We start from the raw sequence: 21,761 nt of genomic DNA, 5'->3' as shown, positions 1-21,761 counted from the left end.
TAGATTGATTATGCATCAGTTTTCACCATGCTGACATTAGTTTGTTGCTAGAAGTGGTTAAAATGGGCTTGGGCAAACAAAATCAATCCGTTGTTCTGTTACTGGATGAGTGAACGATAATGAAGTGGCATGCAACATTAATCGGTCCGACATCGCTTGCGAATAGTCATTACCATATAAGTCACAACCTAAAATAGGATGGCCTATTTGCTGGCTGTGTATGCGTAGCTGATGAGTTCGACCGGTAATAGGGGTAAAGGTGACCCGTGTTGACAGCCCTTGTTGATGGCGTTCAATTACTTGATATTGACTGTGAGCGGGTTTGCCAGTTTGCTGACAAATTTTCATAAACGGGAAATTATCGCTATCTTTGGCGATCGGTAATTCAATATCACCATGTTGCTCAACCAAATCACCATATAACACTGCAGTGTAGGTTTTTGTGACAGTACGTAGCTGAAATTGTTTAGTTAATAATCCATTAATCTCTTTGTTTAGCGCCACTAACATAATACCTGACGTACCAAAATCGAGACGGTGTACTAACGTAGCCGTTGGATAATCTTGCACTAAACGTTGATGTACTGAATCCTTGTTTAATGGATTCTTCCCCGAGAGACTTAACAATCCCGTCGGTTTATTGATCAACAAAAAATGCTCATCTTGGTATAAAACCTCAATGTTGCCATCGCAGGGTGGAGCAATAAATTCAGCCATAATATCTTAGTGGTAACTATCTAAGCGGGAATAATAATAGAAAAGGTGGCTTGTAAGCCACCTTTCATACTGTTCGCGCTAGGTTAAAGCAGGGTTAAGTTCGTAATCGTCCCAATTGCTGATGCTGCTGCTGAACTAAATCAGCTAGGCTGTCACTGCTCTGCTGAGCACTGTCAGCCAGCTGTGATAACTCAGCAGCCGAGTCTGAAATGCCAGTAATGTTACGATTGACCTCTTCGGTTACCGCACTCTGCTCTTCAGCTGCGGTAGCGATGTGGGTCACTTGACCTGACACTTGGTTAATTTGTTCAACGATGGCATTCAGCGATTGTAATGCTAGCTGAGTTTGCTCAACCGCTTTTTGTGCGCCTTGGGCACCTTTATCAATAATGCTCGAGGCATTTTTAACTTCTTTTTGTAACGACTCAATTAAGGTACTAATTTCATTAGTCGACGTTTGAGTTCGAGACGCAAGGGTTCTGACTTCATCGGCAACAACAGCAAAGCCTCGACCTTGTTCCCCCGCTCTGGCAGCCTCAATAGCCGCATTTAACGCTAATAGGTTAGTCTGCTCTGCAATGGAACTGATCACCTCTAAAATACGGCTAATATTGGCGCTGCTTTGCGACACCATACCTACCGCTTGCTGAGCTTGTGCTGAATCACCCGAGACTCCCTCAACAAATACCATTGCTTGAGTTAACCGCGACTGACCGTCTTTCACATTAACCGTCATAGATTCGGTTTCCATTGCGGTTTGCTCAGAAGCTTTAGCCACTTCAAGCGCGGTGGCGCTCATTTGATTAACCGCTGTTACCACACTTTCAATTTCACCATATTGGCGATTAACACTTTCGCGTGTGTGCTTAGCAATGTCTGCCGATTTTATGCTTTCTTGTTGCGAACGGTCGGCAAGAATTTTGAGTTCGGAAATGAGATGGCGCAATTTAGCAATGAAGGCATTAATACCACTGCCTAATGCAATTAACTCCGCATGGGCATCGACTTCTATCGCTTGAGTTAAGTCGCCTTCGGCGCTGGCAAGGTTTTCGACGCGAGCTTGGATCATATTAAGCGGCGCAATAATGCTGCGAATAACCAAACTGATAATAAGCACCGCAATAACCGTGACAATAATACCGATGGTTAATAGCAAGCTGCCCAGAGACATCGCCATGTCATTCATGGCAGTATTCATATGATCTACCGCCATAAACGCTTGGGTTTTCGGCACTTCAATAATCAATGACCAAGTTGCATTAGCAATAGGGATGTTAATAGGATATGCCACGGCAATGGTGGTTGGTTCATTTACAAACCCCGATGAACTATTTAATGCCAACAGCTTTTTAGCCAATTCTGGCCCGACAGATTCACTAAAAGGTCGTGCAAATTTTTTATAATGGCTAGCAGCCACCACAAACCCTTTCTGGCTCACCAAGGTCACCTTAGCTTGTCCACCATACAAACTTTTAGATAATTGCATAATCATAGTTTGAAATATCGGCAAGTTGATGTCCACGCCAACGAGACCTTTAAATTGGTTATCCACTATAACGGGCACGGTTAACGAGGTCATGAGTGCAGTATTGCCTGGAGTGATTTCGTACAAATATGGTTCCATTAAGCACGGCTTTTTACTGTCTTTGGCACACAAGTACCACTCAGCCTCGCGAACGCCAAACTCATTTAACGTGGTAACGTATTTTTCAGCCGCCTCATCAACTTGATTCTGCTCTACTGTGCCGTCATCATTGCGGGTGTAGTAAATTTCTAATGTGCCCGCATTCGGTACACTGTGGCTTTCACCTTGAAGATAACTGTCATCGAGACCATCATAGCCATTAGGTTCAAATTGCGCATACATCGATGATATGATGTTATTTTTCTGCAATATTGCCGCAAGCGATAACTCCACCCGCTCACGACTTAAAGGATCTTTTTTTGAGGTTTGTTCCAGTAAGCCTGCAAACGAAAAGGGAACCCGATAAGCTTCATTGATAAATCCAGCAATACGCTCACCATACTCACCCGCTCTTGCTGAGAGTTTGTCATTAATCTCTTGTTGTAACGCAACCTCAACCTCTGCGGCCAGACTGGTATTCTTATCTTTTAACCCTAGCCACAAACTTAAAGAGAGTGTAATGACTGTGGCAACAAATAACGCCGAGGTGATCCATAACAACTTTGACTTAATGGATAATGCCTTCATTCAATTGAGCTCCCGCTTTAGTATTAATTTTCAGATACAATAAAGTGTAGTCAGCTTTAAAAATTAAGTAAGTATGAGATATAAAAAATCCCGTAAAAACGGGATTCTATTGATTATTTTGACAAAAAGAGCCGCTATTTAAACACGGTCTGAAATGTAGAGTCCATAATCGCAAGACCAGTATCAATTTGTGCATCTGGCGCAGTTAATGGTACCAGTACTCGGATAACGTTGCCGTAAGTACCACAAGACAATAAAATCAGTCCGCGGTTACGTGCTTCAGTTAAAATCTTACCACTGTACTGCGGAGCAGGTTCACCATCTTCCATTAACTCAATGGCGATCATTGCACCCAATCCACGCACATCAGCAATTTGCGGATACTTAGCTTGCATATCAGTGAGTGCCGACTTAAGCCGATGACCAACTTCATTAGCTCGGGCCAATAATTGTTCTTCTTCAAACACTTCAATAACCGCTAACGCAGCAGCGCAGGCAATCGGGCTACCACCATAAGTACCACCTAAGCCACCAGCGGTAACAGCATCCATGACTTCTGCTTTACCGGTAATACCTGATAGTGGGAAACCACCGGCAATTGACTTGGCAAAGGTAGTAATGTCTGCGGCTACACCCATTTGCTCCATCGCAAAGAAAGTACCAGTACGACCAGCGCCGGTTTGTACTTCATCGGCAATTAACACAATGCCATGGTTGTCGCACAATTCACGTAAGCGCTTCATAAATGATGGCGTAACCGCGTAAAAGCCACCCTCGCCTTGCACAGGTTCTAATATAATTGCGGCAATATCGGCAGGCTCGGCATCATTCTTAAAAATACGTTCAATTGATGCCATAGCATCATCTTCAGACACGCCATGCATTTCACACGGAAATTCAGCCCGGAACACGTTGGCAGACATTAAGCCCATGCCTTTACTGTACGGTGCGACTTTGCCAGTTAATGCTAGCGCAGCAATGGTTCGACCATGATAGCCAGAGGTAAATGCGATAACGCCAGCACGCTTGGTATAAGCACGGGCTACTTTAACTGCGTTTTCGACCGCTTCAGAACCACTGGTAAATAAGGCGGTTTTTTTAGCAAAATCGCCTGGCACTAAATGGTTAAGTTTTTCACATACCGCAATGTAACTTTCGTAACCCAACACCATAAAACATGTGTGAGAAAATGCATCTAGCTGCGCTGCCACAGCCGCTTTAACTTTAGGGTGTAAATGACCAGTATTGAGTACCGCAATACCACCGGCAAAGTCGATATATTCACGACCTTCAACATCCCATACTGTGGCGTTTTCAGCACGTTCAGTAAAAATTGGGTGAATTTGCCCTACACCTTGAGCCACTGCCGCTTGGCGACGAGCCATTAATCCATCATTTGTTTTAGTCATAGCCCGCTCTCTTAAACTGACATGCAGATATATTTCATTTCAAGGTATTCTTCGATACCAAATTTTGAGCCTTCGCGGCCTAATCCAGACGATTTAATGCCACCAAATGGCGCGACTTCGGTCGAGATTAATCCGGTGTTAACGCCCACCATACCGTATTCAAGTGCTTCTGCTACTTTGTAAACCAGCGAAATATCACGGCCATAAAAGTAAGCGGCTAAGCCAAATTCAGTGTCATTAGCTTGTTTAATCACATCATCTACTGAGTCGAATTTGAATAGCGGTGCTAATGGGCCAAAAGTCTCTTCTTTGGCAACTAACATCGATTTATCAACGTCACGTAAAATAGTAGGTTCAAAGAAAAAGCCACCTAAGCTATGTGTTTTACCGCCAGTGACGATACTTGCGCCTTTAGCAACCGCATCGGCTAAATGACGCTGTACTTTAGTCACTGCATCAGCATTGATTAACGGGCCGATATTCACCCCAGTATCCACACCATTACCGACGCTTAATTTAGCCACTGCTGCAGCAAACTTTTGGGTGAATTGCTCATACACCTCTGCTTGGACATAAATACGGTTGGCACACACACAGGTTTGACCGGCATTACGGTATTTAGCAATCATTGCGCCATCAACTGCGGCATCAATATCGGCATCATTAAAAACGATAAACGGTGCATTACCACCTAGCTCCAATGACAGTTTTTTAAGTGTTGGAGCACATTGCTCCATTAACTTAATTCCTACTGCAGTTGAGCCGGTAAATGATAACTTACGCACAATAGGGCTTTCACATAAGGCATTACCAATCGCAATCGCATCACCAGTGATAACACTAAACACACCAGCAGGAATGCCCGCACGATGTGCAAGCTCAGCTAATGCTAATGCGGTAAATGGAGTTTGCGGCGCAGGTTTAACGACCATAGTACAACCGGCTGCTAGTGCAGGCCCGGCTTTACGGGTGATCATCGCGGCCGGAAAATTCCACGGGGTAATCGCCGCAGTCACGCCAACAGGTTGTTTAATCACCGTCAGTCTTTTATCTGCTTGATGACCAGGAATCGTATCGCCATAGATACGTTTAGCTTCTTCGGCAAACCATTCGATAAACGAGGCAGCATAGGTGACTTCACCTCTTGATTCTGCCAGCGGTTTACCTTGCTCAGTCGTCATCATCAACGCTAGGTCTTCAGCATTTTCATGCATTAACTCAAACCAACGGCGTAACTTCTGGCTACGCTCTTTTGCAGTCAGCGCGCGCCATGCAGGTAAGGCATTATTGGCTGCTGTAATGGCTGCTTCGGTTTCTGCTTTGCCCATAACAGGCACATTACCGATGATTTCTTGGGTAGCAGGGTTAGCTATAGCAACCGTTTCGCCGCTGTTAGCACCCAACCATAGGCCATCGATATAACATTGTTCATGCAATAAGCTTGGATCATTTAAAATCACAATGCGCTCCTACTAAATTCTAATAAAACTCAGTTAATCATTGATTAATCAATCGTTAACAGACAGCTGATAATCAACTAATGGTTATATGCCAAACTTGTCACGTAACGTGTAATACCACGCACCTAAAGCACTAAACGGCACTCGAAGTGCATGCCCGCCAGGGAATGGATAATGCGGCAATGCGGCAAAAGCATCAAAACGTGTGGCTTGGCCATTAAGCATTTCGGCAATTAACTTACCGGCTAAATGAGTATAGGTAACCCCATGACCACTACAGCCTTGTGAGTAATAAATATTATCGCCAATACGGCCCACTTGTGGCAGGCGCGATAACGTCATTAAAAAGTTACCCGTCCAAGCATAGTCAACTTTAACCCCTTTTAACTGCGGAAAGGTCTTTAATAGTTTAGGCATAATCAAGGCTTCAACGTTGGCCGGATCGCGAGCACCATAAACCACGCCACCACCAAAAATAAGGCGTTTATCGCCAGTAAGACGGTAATAATCTAATAAGTAGTTACAGTCTTCAACGCAATAGTCTTGCGGTAGTAAACTCGCAGCCATTTCATCTGACAATGGTTCAGTGGTAATCACTTGAGTACCACAAGGCATGGATTTAGCTTGTAGCTCTGGCAGTAATTTACCTAAATAAGCATTACCAGCTACCACCACAAATTTACAGTTAACTTGGCCTTGTGCTGTGTGCACAACCGGTGATGCGCCATCGTCCACTTTAATGACAGCTGAATCTTCAAAAATCAATCCACCAAGGGATTCCACCGCACGGGCTTCACCTAATGCAAGGTTTAGAGGATGAATATGGCCACCGCTTTTATCGAGTAAACCACCGACATATAAATCGGTATTAACCACTTTGCGAATGCCATCCTGGTCGAGTAACTCTAATTGATTGTTATGACCATGAGCTTCCCATAATGATTTTTGACTCTGTAAATGGCCCATTTGCTTGGCGTTCATGGCGGCAAAAACACCACCATCTTTTAAGTCGCAATCAATGTTGTATTTGGCAATACGGTCACGAATAATCTGACCACCTTCGAACGCCATTTGACCAAAAAGTTTAGCTTGTTCTTTGCCGACAACGCCTTCGATAGAATCAATGTCACGACTAAAAGAATTGACAATTTGACCGCCGTTTCGACCTGATGCTCCCCAGCCAATTCTTGCCGCTTCAAGCACCACAACTTTCATGCCGCTTTCTAATAAATGTAACGCAGAAGACAAACCAGTATAGCCCGCGCCAATAACACAAACATCTGTTTCAATTGTAGATTCTAAGCGAGGACGTTCGACTTTATCATTAGCCGATGCAGCATAATATGAACTAGCATGAGGTGTGGCGGACATAGCACTTCCTTTATAGGTTCAAAACGTAATTCAACTCACTCATCCTACACTTATGCAAATTTAAAAACTAGCATTAATCGCGTAATTTTTGACACTTTGTTGAATATATTAAACACCTGTGTCAGTAGAATATAGCAAATAGATTATCGAAAATAAAAAGCCACACTGACATCAGCGTGGCTTTTACATTGTGTTATTGAGTATTGTTATTCCATCGCAATTTTAGCTTTTTTCTCTGCTCGGCGTGCAAAATACCAAGATAAGAAAGCCACTAAAGATACCGCTAAAATAATAATCGTCGCCAGCGCGTTAATCTTAGGTGAAACCCCTAAGCGTACTGACGAAAAAACCACCATAGGCAAGGTTGTAGAACCAGGACCAGAGGTAAAGCTGGCAATCACTAAGTCATCTAATGACAAGCTAAATGATAACAACCAACCGGCAATAAGTGATGGCGCTATCATTGGTATGGTGATTAAAAAGAAGGTTTTTAATCGCGTTGCACCTAAGTCCATCGCCGCTTCTTCTATCGACAAATCCAGTTCACGCAGTCTTGACGATACCACTACCGCAACATAAGCAGCACAGAAAGTAGAATGGGCAATCCATACCGTAAACATGCCGCGCTCAGTGGGCCAGCCAAAGGTTTCTGACATTTGTACAAATAACAGTAGCAACGACAAACCAGTGATAACTTCAGGCATAACCAAAGGTGCGGTGATCATGTTAGACAAGGTTAACTTAGCCCATGAGCGTCTAAAACGGGTCATCACAAACGCTGCCATCGTTCCAATAATCACTGCCATGGTGGAGCTATAAAAGGCAATGCGTAAACTGGTCCAGACTGCATTTAATATTTGCTGGTCCTCAAATAGCTCGCCATACCATTTAGGCGAAAATCCTCCCCACACGGTAACCAGTTTTGAGTCGTTAAATGAATAGATGACCAAAATCAGCATTGGCGCATATAAAAAGATTAACCCCACCCACAACATCACTTTAGAGAAACTTAACTTCTTCATACGTCGCTCTCCATGTTGCGTGACTGATAACGGTGGAACAAAGTAATTGGGACAATCAATAACGCTAGCATAACAATCGCTAATGATGAAGCTACCGGCCAGTCGCGGTTATTAAAGAACTCTTGCCACAACACCTTACCAATCATTAATGAGTCAGGACCACCCAGCAGCTCAGGAATAACAAACTCACCCACGGCAGGGATAAATACCAACATCGAGCCAGCGATTACACCGCCCATTGATAATGGCAGAGTAATTTTCCAGAAAGTATTGATACTGCTAGAGCCTAAATCTGAAGCAGCTTCTAGTAAGCTTAAATCTAATTTAACTAGGGTGGCGTATAGCGGCAGAATCATAAACGGTAAGTAGGCATAAATAATACCAATGTATACTGCAAAATTAGTATTCAACATTTGTATTGGTTCAGAAATAATGCCTAACCAAGTCAGGGCGTTATTGATTAAACCGTTGTTACTTAAAATACCCATCCATGCGTATACCCGAATCAAAAAGGAGGTCCACGACGGCAACATCACCAGTAGCAGCAATACCGCCTGCATTCTTACTGGGGCGCGGGCAATAGCATAAGCCATCGGAAAACCAAGCACCAAACAGCCAAGTGTGGCAACAAAGGCCATTTTTAATGAGGTTAAGTACGCCATGTAATACATTGAATCTTGCAGCAACAATAAATAGTTACCCAGATTAACGAATATATTTAGCGCCTCATCAACATAATTAAACGTTGGCTCGTACGGTGGAATGGCAATCGCAGCAGTCGAAAAGCTCAGCTTTAATACTATGGCGAACGGTAAGGCGAAAAACAGTAACAACCATAGGTATGGAATCCCCATGGTGAGATGTCGGCCTTTGAATATTTTCAATGGATTCTTCATGAGTTTAATACAACCCCGCTGGTGTCTTCCCAACTGATGTAAACCTCATCTTCCCACGTTGGGTGATCGGCGCGGCGTTCACGGTTAATCATTGAGCATTGAACGATTTGGTTGTTTTTCAACTTAATGTAATACACCGACAAACCACCTAGATAGGCGATGTCATGTACTACGCCGTGAGCCCAGTTATATTCACTTTCGGGCTTCTGACGGCTAATAATGGTTTTTTCTGGTCGTAGGGCTAAAAATACATTTTTGTTTTCTAGACTGGTTGAAATACCGTGACCAATGTAAAACTGTTGCGATAAAGTTGGCGATTTAATAATTGCGTGGTCAACTTCATCTTTAATGATTTCACCTTCGAATAAGTTAACCGTACCAATAAACTCAGCAACCATACGGCTAGCTGGCGACTCGTAAATGTCCATTGGGCTGCCGGTTTGGGCAATCCAACCTTCATGCATAATCGAAATACGTCCGGCCATAGTCATGGCTTCTTCTTGGTCATGGGTTACCATCACGCAGGTAACACCTACCGCTTCTAAAATATCGACCACTTCTAACTGCATTTGAGTACGCAGCTTTTTATCTAATGCGCCCATTGGCTCATCAAGTAATAATAATTTAGGTCGCTTTGCTAATGAACGAGCTAAGGCGACACGCTGACGTTGACCACCCGATAACTGATGCGGTTTACGTTTACCGTATTTGTCCATGTGCACCAGTTTAAGCATTTCTTTAACCCGCACAGCAATATCAGCCTTAGGCATCTTGTCTTGCTTCAATCCAAAAGCAATATTTTGTTCAACCGTCATGTGCGGAAATAAAGCATACGATTGGAACATCATATTAATAGGGCGTTCGTACGGTGGCATATCAGTAATGTCGACACCATCAAGAAAAATACGCCCCTCAGTTGGCTTTTCAAAACCCGCGAGCATGCGTAACAAGGTTGATTTACCCGAACCTGAACCACCCAAAAGCGCAAATATTTCGCCACGGTTAATGGTTAACGAGACGTCGTCTACTGCACGCACATCATCGAAAAGTTTGCTGACACGCTCAATTTTGAGCAGCACTTTATCTTGCGTCTTTGTGGTTGGTTTATTAGTGACGCTCGAGGTGTTTACCATAATACTGCTCCGCCTTTTGGAGTATGCGTACCGCAACAGAACAGCCTGTTTCTGGGCACACGTAACAATCTGTTAAAGTGGCAAAATTAGCCAATAAATACATCAATACTGCTATAAAAACAGGGCGAGAGGGCTCGCCCTGAGTGCTAGTGAGGTTAGGTTATTGACCTGACTTCACTTTGGTCCATGCACGTGTAACTACACGTTGAATTTTTAATGGACGAATATCGCCAATGTACAACTTATCAATTACCGACTGTGGTGGGTAAATGGCTGGGTCATTACGAATCGCTTCGTCAACTAAGGCTTGTGCTGGAGCGTTAGGGTTAGCGTAAGCAACATAGTTACTGATAGGTGCAATCACTTCAGGGCGAAGTAAATAGTTAATCAGTTTATGGGCGTTATCTACGTTAGTGGCATCTTGTGGGATGGCTAACATATCAAACCATAAGTTGGCGCCTTCTTTTGGAATAGAATAGCCAATCTTATTACCGTTACCGGCTTCATCAGCACGTGCAGCAGCCTGGAATACATCACCAGAGAAACCAAACGCGACACAGATATCGCCGTTAGCTAAGTCTGAAATGTAGCGCGATGAATGGAAGTAAGTGACGTAAGGACGTACTTTTTCCAACAGTGCGGCGGCTTTTTCATAATCAGCAGCATTTTTACTGTTTGGATCTAAGCCTAAGTAAATCAGGGCTTGAGGTAACATGTCGTCGGCAGAATCAAGCATCGAGAAACCACATGAGCCAATTTTTTCAGCATACTTAGGGTTAAAGATAAGCTCTAAAGAATCAAATGGCGCATCTTCACCTAATACCGCTTTCACTTTTTCGATATTATATCCAATACCGTTAGTGCCCCATAAATACGGAATTGCGTGCTCATTGGCCGGATCAGCTTTTTGTAGCTGTTTCATTAAATCAGGCTTTAAGTTGGCATAATTAGTCAACTTAGCGCGATCAAGCTTTTGAAATGCACCCGCTTTAATTTGCTTAGCTAAAAAGTGATTAGACGGAACAACAATGTCATAACCGCTGTGGCCAGAAAGTAATTTCGCTTCAAGTACTTCATTACTGTCAAACACGTCATAAATAACATGAATACCGGTTTCTTTCTCAAAATTGGCTAAGGTATCTTCGGCAATATAATCCGACCAGTTGTACATTTTAACCACTTCCTGAGCCTGAATAGCAGTGCTTGAAAACACACCCGCAGTAATTAAGGCCAATGTGGATAGTTTGTTTAATAGCTTCATACTTTCTCCCTGTTGGATAATGGTCAGAATGGTACTGACATTTGTTTTTTTCGCTAGGTCTTACCAGCGTGTAAAATCTTCTTTCTAATGAAAGAAATTATCCAATGCTACAACTTAACTATGCATCGGTATGGTTAACGCGACATTACTTGTTTCCTTCAGCGCGATTCTATCAAAAACACTTTCGATTACTAGATCGTGTAAATGCAATTGGTTAAAAAATCACTATATTGCAATAATCATTCAGTAACGGGACATCACTCCATGGTTTTTACGTGTTGATAAGTATCATTTAACGCTTGCGTCGCTTTCGCGACTAACTCGTCAATCTCACTATGACTAATGGTTAATGGCGGTGAAATAATCATGGTGTCGCCAACGGAGCGCATCACCAAACCATGGGTGATACACGCATCGCGGCAATATGTTCCAACGCCGACGTTGGCATCAAATCGTTGTCGTAACGATTTATCTTTGACTAACTCTATAGCTGCAACTAACCCAACACCACGCACCTCACCCACTAATGGATGTTCGGCCAATTGTTGTAAGCACGACTGTAAATACGGCGAGGTATCGTTAGCCACACGTTCAACTAATTTTTCTTGTTCAATAATACGAATATTTTCTAATGCAGCTGCTGCGGCAACCGGATGACCAGAATAAGTAAAACCGTGGGTAAATTCGCCGCAGTCTTGCTTAATAACCTCGGCCACTTTGTCTGACAAAATCACCCCGCCCATTGGCACATAACCGGACGTCATGCCTTTGGCGATCGTGATAAGGTCTGGCTGCAAATCAAAATACTCAGCGGCAAACCACTTTCCGGTACGGCCAAAACCGCTGATCACTTCATCAAGAATAAATAAAATATCGTATTTGGCTAAAATGCGGTTTATTTCAGGCCAATACGTTGATGGAGGAATAATCACCCCACCTGCGCCTTGAAAAGGTTCGGCAATAAAAGCGGCAACATTGTCTTCGCCTAGCTCAATAATTTTGGCTTCAAGTGCTTGCGCAGTTTTCAAACCAAATTCTTCTGGGGATAAATCTTTACCTTCGGCATACCAATAAGGTTGCGCAATATGCACCACGCCAGGAATAGGTAAATCGCCTTGTTCATGCATGCCCGACATACCACCTAAACTGGCACCCGCGACAGTAGAACCATGGTAAGCATTAACCCGACTGATAATAGTTTTCTTGCTTGGTTTGCCTTTTAAATCCCAGTAACGTCGCACCATACGTAAGTTGGTGTCGTTTGACTCAGAACCCGACCCGGTAAAAAACACATTGTTCATGTGCGCAGGGGCAAGAGAAGCAATTTTTTGTGCTAATTCAATCGCTGGAGGATGAGAGCATTGGAAAAAACTATTATAAAAGGGCAGCTTTTGCATTTGTTTGCTGACAGCATCCACAATTGACTGCCGACCATAGCCCACATTGACACACCATAAACCTGCCATGCCATCCAACAGTTTATGACCCATTACATCCCACAGATATACTCCATCAGCCCGTTCGATCACCCGAGTGCCCTTTTCAGCTAACCCCTTTGAATCGGTAAATGGGTGAATAAAATGCTGTTTGTCTGCTGCTTGCAGACGTTCAAGCTTTTGCTGTTGGATCATCGCATCTGTCGATAATGGTTTTGTCATACTTGTATCCTTTCAAACAGATAGCAAATCCGTTGGTATTTGCTATCTGCTGCTATCCACACACATTAATAATGTAAGCCAATACGCTCAGCCATCATTACACTGTTAGTAATAAGAACTCACGTTCCCACGAACTCACAACGCGTCTAAAGTTTTCAAGTTCAGCTTGTTTTACCGCCACAAAACCAGTGGTAAAAGATTGACCTAAATACTCAATACAAGCCTCACTAGTTTGCATCGCCACTAACGCTTCTTCTAAGGTTAAAGGTAAACGATTTTCATTATTAGTGCGGCTTTCGTTCGACTTGCCCGTGACTGGTGTAGAAGGTTTTAAGTCGTCAACCATACCGATATAACCACATAATAAGCTGGCAGCAATCGCAAGATAACAGTTAGCATCAGCACCCGGAATACGGTTTTCAATACGACGATTTTGTGGCGATGATTCAGGAATACGAAGACCACAAGTACGATTTTCCACGCCCCATTCCAAGTTTACTGGAGCAGAAGTGCCCGGTAAGAAGCGGCGGAACGAGTTAGCACTTGGCGCCATTAACGGTAACAATTCAGGAATGTACTGTTGTAAACCCGCAATATAGCTGAGGAATAATTTACTTTGAGTGCCATCTTCTTTAGTGAAAATGTTTTTACCGGTTTTAATGTCCAGTACGCTCTGGTGAATGTGCATCGCGCTGCCAGGTTCATCGGTAACAGGCTTAGCCATAAAGGTGGCACACACATCATGCTTTAATGCGGCTTCTTTTAAGGTGCGCTTAAAAATGAACACCTGATCGGCTAATGACAATGCATTACCGTGGCTGAAGTTAATCTCCATTTGTGCTGGACCGTCTTCATGAATCAAAGTATCAATATCTAACCCTTGGATTTCACACCAATCATACATATCTTCAAACAATGGATCGTATTCGTTAGCAGCATCGATAGAGAAAGACTGACGGCCTGCTTCTGGGCGGCCAGAGCGCCCAATAGGTGGCTTAAGCGGTAAATCATGATCATCAGAACGTTTGGTGAGGTAAAATTCCATTTCAGGAGCAATCACCGGTTCCCAACCTTTATCTTCATAAAGCTTAAGTACTTTCTTCAACACGTTACGCGGTGACAATTCAATTGGATTACCCATACGATCATAACAATCATGGATAACCTGAGCCGTGGCTTCAACGGTCCATGGCAACATAAATACTGCATTTTCGTCTGGAACACAGACAAAATCGATATCGGCATCATCGAGAAGTTGATAATAAATTTCTTCGTTAATGAAATCACCGGTGACCGTTTGCAACAGCACGCTCTCAGGTAAACGCATGCCTTTTTCTGATACAAACTTATCTACTGGGGCAATTTTTCCTCGTGCAATGCCAGTCATATCACTGATAACACATTCTACTTCGGTAATTTTTTTGTCTTTTAAAAAAGCGATTAACTTATCCATTTTTATCTCACTTGTGTTGCCGCATGTTGTCTACAGGCTTGTCCGAATGCTTCGAAAATTGCAGTATAGAATGCATTTTCGGTTACTTTCCATTCTGGATGCCATTGGACTCCCAATGCAAAATTTTTAGCATTTTTAACAGAAAATGCTTCTACTAAACCGTCTGGAGCGAATGCTTCTGGCTGTAACCCCTCACCAAGACGTTCAACGCCTTGAGTATGAACAGAGTTAACCTCTGCGGTGTCACAGCCCCATGCATCGTGAAGAAGCCCGCCAGCAACCAGATTAACTGGATGCGAAATACCATATTGCACATCTAATGGGGCTTTCTTATCTTCACGATGTTCAATATACGTGCCAACTTCATGTAGCTTCTGATACAAACTGCCACCAAAAACAACGTTCATTTCTTGAAAACCACGACAAATACCTAATACAGGGATCCCTGCATCAATAGCGGCTTTTATCAGTGGTAAGGTTAATGCGTCACGCTTGGGATCATGATGGGTTCCATCATCACTAGCAGGACCTTGGTAATGATGAGGTTCAACATTCGATGGAGAACCTGTAAAAAGGATTCCGTCGAGACGAGCAAGAATAGCGTCAATAGGCGTATCTACGCCCAGTGATGGGATGACTAAGGGGAACCCTTTAGCGCCATTAACTACACTTAACAAGTATTTCTCACCCACAATGTTAAATGGATGAAGACCAATTTGCTGGTTGCACGCTACTACCCCTATGAGGGGAAGACCTGACAGAGACATATCTCACCTTTAGCAAAGAATGTGACGAACTTAATGTTTTGCGTGTTCGTTTTTTCACACACTACACGGATTTTTTTAGCTAGGCAAGAGGATAACTGATGATAAAAACAACTTTTAACAAAAATAAATTAAAACACTTTAAAAACATAACAGTAACTTTAAATTAACCGTAATGCATAAAAAAATATTCCAAGTAACTTTGATGAAATATCATAAAGAAATGCGCCAAAATGGGGAGGACAATGCACGAAAAAAGGGAATTTGTTGCTTAATATTCTTTACACAAGCCAATAATATCATGCTAGGAAGTAACACGACAAAGGCTAAAAGTGAGTTAGGAATTAGCTTTTTGAGAAGTAGGAATAGCAAGATTAATTGATAATCTTGGGCTATTCCCTTGAACAAATGTAGTAGATATAAGCAGAAAAAGTTGAATAATAAATCATTAAAAATCAGCTGGTGTTGTGGCGCTAGTTAGCTTGCAAGGTTCATCAAATGGGTTACGAAATCGATGAGGTTGTTCACTATTAAAATAGTAACTGTCGCCTTTTTCGAGGATAAAAACCTCTTCGCCAACAGTAAGCTCAAGCTTACCTTCTATAATGATGCCACCTTCCTCACCCTTATGTTGCAGCATTTCAGCGCCTGTATCAGCATTGACAGGATATGTTTCACTCATTAGCGACATCGCACGGTTTGGGTAATCACGGCCAATAAGCTTATAGACTAATTCACCCGTACCTATATCCAGCAACTCATTACCCCGATAAACCACTTTTTGGTCACCGATAGAGCCATCATCAATAGAGAAAAAATCCACTAATGACATCGGGATCCCGGCTAAAACCTTTTTAAGTGAACTCACCGAAGGGCTAACACTGTTTTTCTCAATCATTGAAATTGTACTGTTGGTAACCCCTGCACGCTTGGCTAACTCACGCTGAGATAACCCTTTCAATTTACGAACAGCTTTTAGGCTTGTACCAATATCCAAATTCGTTCTCCTAGTAAATGTTGACCAATATCCTGCTGCTAAAGTGTTGCAGATTATTAACACTTTACCAAAAATCTGTATTCATTAAGCATGATATCTTACTTAAATCAAAGCAATTGTATTTTACACCAAATAAGTGTTAAATAAAATGCACACCGCAGATGGCTTAGATTGCATCTAACTATTCATTTAAAAGTTATTATTACAACTATAATCAATAGCTTGGAGAATTTATGTCGCATAAATCCCCGATTCATAGCCAACACTACCCAGACTCCTTTTATGTCGCGACCGCCAAAGAGCTTTATCAGCACCCCAAGCTAACCGAAAACATTACTGTCGATGTGTGTATTGTCGGCGGTGGATTTAGCGGGATCAATACTGCAATTGAACTCAGACAACGCGGCTACAGTGTCGCATTGCTCGAAGCCAAACGTATTGGTTGGGGCGCATCTGGCCGAAATGGTGGTGAACTTATCCGTGGGATCGGTCATGATGCTAGCCAATTTCGAAATGAAATTGGTGACGAAGGTGTAAAATCTATTCAACAAATGGGTTTTGAAGCCGTTGATATTGTCACCGATCGCATTGCCGAGCACAAAATCGATTGCGACTTACACATGGGTTATTGTGATTTAGCCGTAAAGCCACGGCACATGGATGATTTAGCGGCAGAATACCAAGATCTGCAAGACCAAGGTTATCAAAAAACAATCAAGCTGCTTGATCGTTCACAAATTGGTGAAGTTATCGGTTCAGACTTTTATCAAGGCGCCTTGGTCGATATGGGCAGCGGACACTTGCACCCACTTAATTTAGCCCTAGGCGAAGCGCGTGTCGCCCGCGAACTTGGCGCACAATTATTTGAATACAGCGCCGCAGAAAAAATCATTAAAGGCACTAAACCCAAAGTCATTACCGCTGAAGGCGAAGTAACTTGTGACTATCTAGTCATGGCCGGTAATGGTTATATCGGTAACAAATTAAGCCCTTTCCTTGGTGGAAAAGTGTTGCCAACAGGCACCTATTTATTAGCCACTGAGCCATTAACCGAGCAACAATGTGCCAGTATCATCCCGCAAAACATGGCATTTGCCGATATGCGCGTGGCGTTAGACTACTTCCATTTATCAGCAGACCGTCGTTTATTGTTTGGTGGTTTATGCACTTATTCTGGTAAAGACCCAAAAGACATTGAAGCCGAGTTAAGACCTAATCTTGAAAAAGTGTTTCCACAATTAAAAGGCATCAAAATTGATTATGAATGGGGCGGAATGATGGGCATCGGCGCCAATCGCATGCCGCAAATAGGCCGTTTACCTGACGCAGCCAACATCTACTTTGCTCAAGCCTATGCCGGACACGGGGTAAACGCTACGCATATGGCAGCAAGATTAATTGCTGAAGCCATTAGCCAGCAATCACAACGTATTGATGTGTTTAATGACATTAAACACATGACCTTCCCAGGCGGGCCCATGTTGCGATCGCCATTGCTTGCAGCTGGAATGTTTTATCACAGAATGAAGGATTTGCTATAGGTTGCTGGATTTGCTGTGGGTTAGCAAAAGGGTCAACCTTTGTTCTTTTTATGGCCTGCGGCCACTAACGCTTAAGATCGCAAGGTTCCACCCTGCACAGGCCAAATACGGCGTCATTCCGGCAATGCTTTTGAGCCGGAATTCAGGTGTTATTTTTGCTTTGTACTTTTGTACTTTTGTACTTTTGTACTTTTGTACTTTATGGCCTGCGGCCACTAACGTCGTGGCGCTTCACCCACACCAGACCAAGAGGAAACCAACGGCTGTTCCCTCTTGGAACTCCCAGCCGCCACATCAAAATAATCTGAAAAGCGATAATTTCGCGACGTGGTCAGATCCAGCTTTTGACTGCATTTCGGTGTTCATCGGCCTTATTCGAAAATGCTAACGCTTCAGATGGGGCGTCCCTTCCCCTCCAAAGCTAGCCAGACATCCATGTCTGGGCTTACATCATTTTCTTCAACGACCTCAAGTTCAGAGTTGAATTTGGGCATTTGAAAGCTAAGAACAACTTGTTTTTGGACATAAACGTTTTAGAAAAGCCAGTGTTTCAATTTACTTTTATAAAAGTTTACCCTGACCCCACTAAATTACACTAAATTCTAAGATCGCAAGGTTCCACCCTGCACAGGCCAAATATGGCGTCATTCCGGCAATGCTTTTGAGCCGGAATCCAGGTGTTATTTTTGCTTTGTACTTTTGTACTTTATGGCCTGCGGCCACTAACGTCGTGGCGCTTCACCCACACCAGACCAAGAGGAAATTAACGGCTATTCCCTCTTGGAACTCCCAGCCGCCCCGCAACATTTTCAAACAGCGAAAAGGTCGCCATGGGGATTGATCCAGCTTTGGACTTCATTTGTAGCATGCCTCGGCCTTATTCGAAAATGCTAACGCTTCCAATGGGGCGTCCCTTCCCCTCGAAAGCTAGCCAGACATCCATGTCTGGACTCACGCCATTTTCTTGAGCGGCTTCAAGTTCAAAGTTGAATTTGGGCATTTGAAAGCTAAGAACAACTCGTTTTTGGACATAAACGTTTTAGAAAAGCCAGTGTTTCAATTTACTTTTTATAAAAGTTTACCCTGACCCCACTAAATTTAATGTGTAGTAAAAAAACCTAACCAACTGTTTTAGTTTCGTTTAAAGCACTTCCTATGCTACTTTTTACCCACAACATAATAGCCCACATTTGATAATGAGTAACTAGCAACACCTTCTTCCATTGATGGAGTAAAATATATGAACTTAGGTGATATTAGCTTTAATTTTCCTTTAGTTATTATGCCAGATTGGGCATTTGTGATCGTGATTGGTAAGTCTCCACCAGACCCAAAAGCCTGCAAACCAATTGAGATTACTTTAGATGATTGTGTTGGCCAATTGAGTGACATAAAGACTATACAAAAAGTAATAGCACCCAAACTAATAAATTGAGCTTTAGCTTTAAAAAACATCAACACTGAAATGTGCGCAATAATAACTGCGCACATACCCAAAATAAATAAAACCTTAGGAATATCACCACCAGAAAAAGCCTTAACGATAAGTAAAAGCCATGTGATTATTGTAAAAAAGAAACTGATAACATAGAACTGTTTGTCTATTTTTTTTTGTTTAATTTTACCAACTATCAATAAAACAGGACTAAAAACAGCTAAAGATGTAATAACTAGAAAGAAAGCTGTTGTTACGAAAAACAATTTCATTCCAAATACTCCTTCGGTAAAGAAGTCGTAAGAGAAAAAGTCATATTCTCCCATATAAATAAGAAACATTATCATTGTTATATTTGGGACAAGAAAAAAGGCAGACAAAATATATGAAAGAGTTCTCCACCAAACTTCTGTTGGAACACTTTTTATTTTGGTTATGAGAATGTCCATGCTCGATAATTCCTTTAGTAGCATAACGTTTTAGTGCTTGTGCGTTTCGCCGTTTACATGGCATAAACCGCTTGTTGGACTTGGCCGGTGCCTAGTCCAAATTAATTGGCATGCTTCATGTTATAGGAGTTTTCTTTTTTGATGCTGGCTATGGGCTACAGAACAGTTTTGAGTCAATTGGTATCGAGTTGAGGGTAAGTCTTTCATTGAAATTCCTTTTCATCGTATTTTTATATCATACATTGATCTTCCTCTAAATCAGTAGACTTTGGTTACTTGCCGCCAGCAACGCTTGATTTCTTTGATAATTGAGGTGTCGCCGTCTATAGCAATTAGGCGAACCGGTGCCGGTAGGTTTTGAACCAACCAAGAATCCGACCAGCCCTCCCATACACCCGCAACACTTCTAAGATTACCCTCCAACACAGGATAAACCTCGTACCACAGGATTTCTTCTGCTTCAGATAAGGACAACCCGCATTCTGAAACTGTACGAGCAATATTCTTAAAAACATAATCTTCGATTTCAGTGTCAAGAAATAGATCAGACAGCGCTCGCCATATTTTGAGTCGATCTTCGTTGCTCATACTGATGATACCTAACGTTTTAGTATTTTTGCGTAGCGTTGTTTGCACTGCATAAATCGCTTGTTGAACTTGGCCTATGCCGAATCCAGATTAATTAGTACACTTTATGCTATAGGAATTTGATTTTTTTGATGCTGGATCTGGGCTGTAGAGCAGTTTTGAACTGATTAATTGGATTGATTTGTACATATTTCATTGAAATTCCCTTGTCATTGTAGTGTTCCATCACATTTTTTAAGTCTAGCTGATTCAATGAGAATAATACACTCGATTGAGTCCTGATTTATTTACTTGTTATAGCTGACGTTAATCTGAACGTAAACATGAGAACACGTTGAGGCCTTTGCTCTAGTGTGGGCGAGGCGCCACGACATTAGTGCCTGTAGGCCATCGCTTAAAAGACAAGCTAACTTAATTACAATTGCTGTAACCTTTGTGCATGCTGCATCAGTAAAGTGTCTAATACTTCAGGGCTTAAGCTAAATATTTGTACAATTTCTTCGCCAGTTTTAGAAACCGTTGCTTGCTTGTCTTCAAAAGTGATATGTAAACCTAACGCCTTTAACGTTTGCTGGTCATAACTATATAATGGCGTGTTTCGTTTACCTTTTAAGCCTGGCATCATCCCCAATACCGTGACAGCTTGATTAACCTTAACCATGTCAAAAAAGACGCGCTCGGCCTCTGCCCACGCCATAATATATTCAACCATACTTTTGTTGTACTTATGGAAGTCTTCCGAGCCGTATAATAGTGGTTGTAACACCCCACCATGCCAACCTAACAGGGCATCTTGTTTTATAGTCACCTCATCACTGGCCGTTACAACATAATTAGCACACGATGATGCACAGACTTTATCAACTGTAACCTTTAATTTGTGCTGATATACCAACTCACCTAATCGTATGCCAGCAAGTACATCTCCCCCACCACTGTTAATAACCAATGAGGTTATTTGAGTTGGACTATTTGCTATGCCTTGTTCAAAAGCGGCAACATTATCTGGATCAATTTCACCACTATAATTAATGACAGAGGGCAATAAGGGGTCGATAACAAGACTAAAAGAGGGTTGTTTACTTGCGCAACCTGTTAAGGTTAGCAGCATGGCTATTAGTAGATAACGCATTCATATTCCATCATGATGTTGAGTTCGCAAAAAATTAGCATAACAAGCTCATTATTCACAAGTAAATAATTTCAATTCCTCGATGATATTGATTAATCAGACTCTAACTGAACATTATCGCCAGAGACTTCTCATTGCAGGTCGTTGGACTATATAGCTTTACGATTATTTTGCTACTTTAACCATCCGGTTTCAGCTTGATTGAGGACGTTGAAGATTCTTTATAAAAGAATGCGTGTTATAAAAGAATGCGTGAGCCTGAC

General features: G+C 42.4%; 17 protein-coding genes. 1 reads left to right on the top strand and 16 read right to left on the bottom strand.

Annotated elements, in window-relative coordinates:
- Nucleotides 1-57: 57 nt before the first annotated feature.
- The 13 genes from H5125_RS10380 to H5125_RS10320 form a co-directional block, all read right to left on the bottom strand.
- On the bottom strand, nucleotides 58-717 hold the full coding sequence (locus tag H5125_RS10380) for an RluA family pseudouridine synthase (RefSeq protein WP_182744204.1): 660 nt from the start codon (nucleotides 715-717) through the stop codon (nucleotides 58-60).
- A gap of 94 nt (nucleotides 718-811) precedes the next feature.
- Entirely contained in the window at nucleotides 812-2,929 is a 2,118-nt protein-coding gene (locus H5125_RS10375) for a methyl-accepting chemotaxis protein (RefSeq protein ID WP_182744203.1), read from the bottom strand.
- Nucleotides 2,930-3,063: 134 nt separating this feature from the next.
- Entirely contained in the window at nucleotides 3,064-4,338 is a 1,275-nt protein-coding gene (gene gabT, locus H5125_RS10370) for a 4-aminobutyrate--2-oxoglutarate transaminase (RefSeq protein ID WP_101088813.1), read from the bottom strand.
- An 11-nt stretch (nucleotides 4,339-4,349) separates the two neighbouring features.
- Entirely contained in the window at nucleotides 4,350-5,798 is a 1,449-nt protein-coding gene (gabD, locus tag H5125_RS10365; protein WP_182744202.1) for an NADP-dependent succinate-semialdehyde dehydrogenase, read from the bottom strand.
- 84 nt (nucleotides 5,799-5,882) lie between these two features.
- A complete protein-coding gene (locus H5125_RS10360; RefSeq protein ID WP_182744201.1) occupies nucleotides 5,883-7,169 on the bottom strand; it encodes an FAD-binding oxidoreductase in 1,287 nt (428 codons plus the stop codon).
- A gap of 206 nt (nucleotides 7,170-7,375) precedes the next feature.
- A complete protein-coding gene (locus tag H5125_RS10355) occupies nucleotides 7,376-8,191 on the bottom strand; it encodes an ABC transporter permease subunit (RefSeq protein ID WP_101088810.1) in 816 nt (271 codons plus the stop codon).
- Entirely contained in the window at nucleotides 8,188-9,087 is a 900-nt protein-coding gene (locus tag H5125_RS10350) for an ABC transporter permease subunit (RefSeq protein WP_101088809.1), read from the bottom strand. The genes H5125_RS10355 and H5125_RS10350 overlap by 4 nt, the downstream gene beginning before the upstream one ends.
- The gene (gene potA, locus H5125_RS10345) at nucleotides 9,084-10,220 is read right to left on the bottom strand and encodes a polyamine ABC transporter ATP-binding protein (RefSeq protein WP_101088808.1); all 1,137 of its coding nucleotides are present in this window, start codon (nucleotides 10,218-10,220) and stop codon (nucleotides 9,084-9,086) included. Before potA ends, H5125_RS10350 begins: the two co-directional genes overlap by 4 nt.
- Before the next feature lie 160 nt (nucleotides 10,221-10,380).
- Nucleotides 10,381-11,481 carry a polyamine ABC transporter substrate-binding protein gene (locus H5125_RS10340; RefSeq protein ID WP_182744200.1) on the bottom strand — a complete coding sequence of 367 codons (1,101 nt, stop codon included), beginning with the start codon at nucleotides 11,479-11,481 and terminating at the stop codon, nucleotides 10,381-10,383.
- A 257-nt stretch (nucleotides 11,482-11,738) separates the two neighbouring features.
- The gene (locus H5125_RS10335) at nucleotides 11,739-13,139 is read right to left on the bottom strand and encodes an aspartate aminotransferase family protein (RefSeq protein ID WP_182744199.1); all 1,401 of its coding nucleotides are present in this window, start codon (nucleotides 13,137-13,139) and stop codon (nucleotides 11,739-11,741) included.
- Between the two features lie 97 nt (nucleotides 13,140-13,236).
- Nucleotides 13,237-14,592 (bottom strand): glutamine synthetase family protein, encoded by a 1,356-nt coding sequence (locus H5125_RS10330; RefSeq protein WP_182744198.1) that lies wholly within the window; start codon nucleotides 14,590-14,592, stop codon nucleotides 13,237-13,239.
- Between the two features lie 2 nt (nucleotides 14,593-14,594).
- Nucleotides 14,595-15,359 carry a gamma-glutamyl-gamma-aminobutyrate hydrolase family protein gene (locus H5125_RS10325; RefSeq protein WP_101088805.1) on the bottom strand — a complete coding sequence of 255 codons (765 nt, stop codon included), beginning with the start codon at nucleotides 15,357-15,359 and terminating at the stop codon, nucleotides 14,595-14,597.
- Between the two features lie 445 nt (nucleotides 15,360-15,804).
- Nucleotides 15,805-16,353, bottom strand: a complete 549-nt coding sequence (locus H5125_RS10320) for a cupin domain-containing protein (RefSeq protein WP_101088804.1) — start codon at nucleotides 16,351-16,353, stop codon at nucleotides 15,805-15,807.
- Nucleotides 16,354-16,586: 233 nt separating this feature from the next.
- Between H5125_RS10320 and H5125_RS10315 the strand changes: the two genes are divergently transcribed.
- Entirely contained in the window at nucleotides 16,587-17,894 is a 1,308-nt protein-coding gene (locus H5125_RS10315; protein WP_182744197.1) for an FAD-binding oxidoreductase, read from the top strand.
- Between the two features lie 1,158 nt (nucleotides 17,895-19,052).
- Here H5125_RS10315 and H5125_RS10310 read toward each other — a convergent pair.
- The 3 genes from H5125_RS10310 to H5125_RS10300 form a co-directional block, all read right to left on the bottom strand.
- Nucleotides 19,053-19,778, bottom strand: a complete 726-nt coding sequence (locus tag H5125_RS10310; RefSeq protein ID WP_182744196.1) for a hypothetical protein — start codon at nucleotides 19,776-19,778, stop codon at nucleotides 19,053-19,055.
- 258 nt (nucleotides 19,779-20,036) lie between these two features.
- Nucleotides 20,037-20,366, bottom strand: a complete 330-nt coding sequence (locus tag H5125_RS10305) for a hypothetical protein (RefSeq protein ID WP_182744195.1) — start codon at nucleotides 20,364-20,366, stop codon at nucleotides 20,037-20,039.
- 415 nt (nucleotides 20,367-20,781) lie between these two features.
- Nucleotides 20,782-21,498, bottom strand: coding sequence for a hypothetical protein (locus tag H5125_RS10300; protein WP_182744194.1), 717 nt, complete (start codon nucleotides 21,496-21,498; stop codon nucleotides 20,782-20,784).
- Nucleotides 21,499-21,761 lie beyond the last annotated feature (263 nt).

The organism is Shewanella sp. SR44-4 (genome assembly GCF_014163715.1).
Classification (GTDB): Bacteria; Pseudomonadota; Gammaproteobacteria; order Enterobacterales; family Shewanellaceae; genus Shewanella.
Note: the sequence above shows the minus strand (reverse complement) of the source record. Positions and strands in the feature narration are given on the sequence as shown.

Excerpts from the sequence above, each read along its gene's own strand:
- H5125_RS10350 (WP_101088809.1), bottom strand. The coding sequence starts at position 9,087 with ATGAAGAATCCATTGAAAATATTCAAAGGCCGACATCTCACCATGGGG.
- H5125_RS10300 (WP_182744194.1), bottom strand. The coding sequence starts at position 21,498 with ATGCGTTATCTACTAATAGCCATGCTGCTAACCTTAACAGGTTGCGCA.
- H5125_RS10335 (WP_182744199.1), bottom strand. The coding sequence starts at position 13,139 with ATGACAAAACCATTATCGACAGATGCGATGATCCAACAGCAAAAGCTT.
- H5125_RS10360 (WP_182744201.1), bottom strand. The coding sequence starts at position 7,169 with ATGTCCGCCACACCTCATGCTAGTTCATATTATGCTGCATCGGCTAAT.
- H5125_RS10340 (WP_182744200.1), bottom strand. The coding sequence starts at position 11,481 with ATGAAGCTATTAAACAAACTATCCACATTGGCCTTAATTACTGCGGGT.
- H5125_RS10310 (WP_182744196.1), bottom strand. The coding sequence starts at position 19,778 with ATGGACATTCTCATAACCAAAATAAAAAGTGTTCCAACAGAAGTTTGG.
- H5125_RS10330 (WP_182744198.1), bottom strand. The coding sequence starts at position 14,592 with ATGGATAAGTTAATCGCTTTTTTAAAAGACAAAAAAATTACCGAAGTA.
- H5125_RS10305 (WP_182744195.1), bottom strand. The coding sequence starts at position 20,366 with ATGAGCAACGAAGATCGACTCAAAATATGGCGAGCGCTGTCTGATCTA.
- H5125_RS10355 (WP_101088810.1), bottom strand. The coding sequence starts at position 8,191 with ATGAAGAAGTTAAGTTTCTCTAAAGTGATGTTGTGGGTGGGGTTAATC.
- H5125_RS10380 (WP_182744204.1), bottom strand. The coding sequence starts at position 717 with ATGGCTGAATTTATTGCTCCACCCTGCGATGGCAACATTGAGGTTTTA.
- H5125_RS10315 (WP_182744197.1), top strand. The coding sequence starts at position 16,587 with ATGTCGCATAAATCCCCGATTCATAGCCAACACTACCCAGACTCCTTT.
- H5125_RS10375 (WP_182744203.1), bottom strand. The coding sequence starts at position 2,929 with ATGAAGGCATTATCCATTAAGTCAAAGTTGTTATGGATCACCTCGGCG.
- potA (WP_101088808.1), bottom strand. The coding sequence starts at position 10,220 with ATGGTAAACACCTCGAGCGTCACTAATAAACCAACCACAAAGACGCAA.
- gabT (WP_101088813.1), bottom strand. The coding sequence starts at position 4,338 with ATGACTAAAACAAATGATGGATTAATGGCTCGTCGCCAAGCGGCAGTG.
- H5125_RS10325 (WP_101088805.1), bottom strand. The coding sequence starts at position 15,359 with ATGTCTCTGTCAGGTCTTCCCCTCATAGGGGTAGTAGCGTGCAACCAG.